The following is a 1,138-nucleotide window of genomic DNA, read 5'->3' as shown; positions in this document are numbered from 1 at the left end:
ATCAGGGCCGGCCGGATGTCCCCGCCTCTCTTTCGACAGATGTCGCGCTTTTGAAGGGCGGCCTCGACAGGCTGGCAGCCAACGACATTGCCGGCGCGCGCCAGGTGCGCGAGGTGCTGCCCGCCAATTCGCTCGACCGCCATATATTGGCCTGGGCGATCGCGCTCTATGGTGGCGACCAGGTGCCGAGCGGCGATATCGCCGATGCCGCACAGATGCTGCCGAACTGGCCGGGCACGATCGCGCTGCGCAAGAACAGCGAGCGCGCGCTCTATCGCGAGAACCCCTCGCCGCAGGTCGTGGTGCAGGCGTTCAAGGGCAGCCAGCCGCTGACCCCGGAAGGGGTGATCATCCTTGCCCGCTCCTATGTCGCCATTGGCAACGCCAAGGCGGCGCGCTCAGTGCTGTCGCCGTTCTGGCGAACGGAAAGACTGGAAGCCAAGGACGAGGCGACCATCATCAAGGAGTTCGGCACGCTCATTCCCGCCGCCGACCACCGCTTCCGCATGGAGCGCATGTTCTATGCCGATCGGCCTTCCTCGGCGCTGCGCGTGGCAGCGCTCGCAGGCGCCCAGCCGCTGGCCGATGCCTGGACGGCGGCCAGCCGTGGCGACAAGAACGCGACCAAGCTGCTCAAGGCCGTGCCCGCGGCGCAGCGTCAGGCCGGCTATTTCTTTGCCGAGGCCGAATATCTGCGCAAGCAGCAGAAATTCGCCGACGCCGCCGCGGTCGTGATGAAAGCGCCGACCGATCGCGAGGCACTGGTCGATCCCGACGCCTGGTGGGTGGAACGCCGGGTGCTGTCGCGCGAGCTGGTCGACCAGGGCGACATGAAGACGGCCTACAAAATCGTCTCCATGCACGCGGCCGAAAGCCCAGCCAGCGCCGCAGAGGCCGAGTTCCACGCCGGTTGGTATGCGCTGCGCGGCCTCAACGACCCGGCTACCGCGGCTACCCACTTCGCACGCATCGCCGACCTCGCGCAGGGGCCGGCGTCGCTGTCGCGCGCCTATTACTGGCTCGGCCGCGCGGCCGAAGTGGGCGGGCCCGGCGACGCGAAGGCGTATTTCACCCGCGCGGCTGCCTATGGCACCACTTTCTACGGCCAGCTCGCCGGCGAGCGCGTGGGCTTGCGGAC

1 pseudogene is annotated in these 1,138 nt (G+C 68.4%); it reads left to right on the top strand.

Features of this window, described 5'->3' with window-relative positions:
• Positions 1 to 1,138, top strand: a pseudogene (locus tag EN742_RS35555) (lytic transglycosylase domain-containing protein); the annotation flags it as partial.

The sequence above is a fragment of the Mesorhizobium sp. M4A.F.Ca.ET.020.02.1.1 genome (assembly GCF_004022645.1).
Taxonomy (GTDB): domain Bacteria; phylum Pseudomonadota; class Alphaproteobacteria; order Rhizobiales; family Rhizobiaceae; genus Mesorhizobium.
This window is presented reverse-complemented; position numbering and strand designations above follow the sequence as displayed.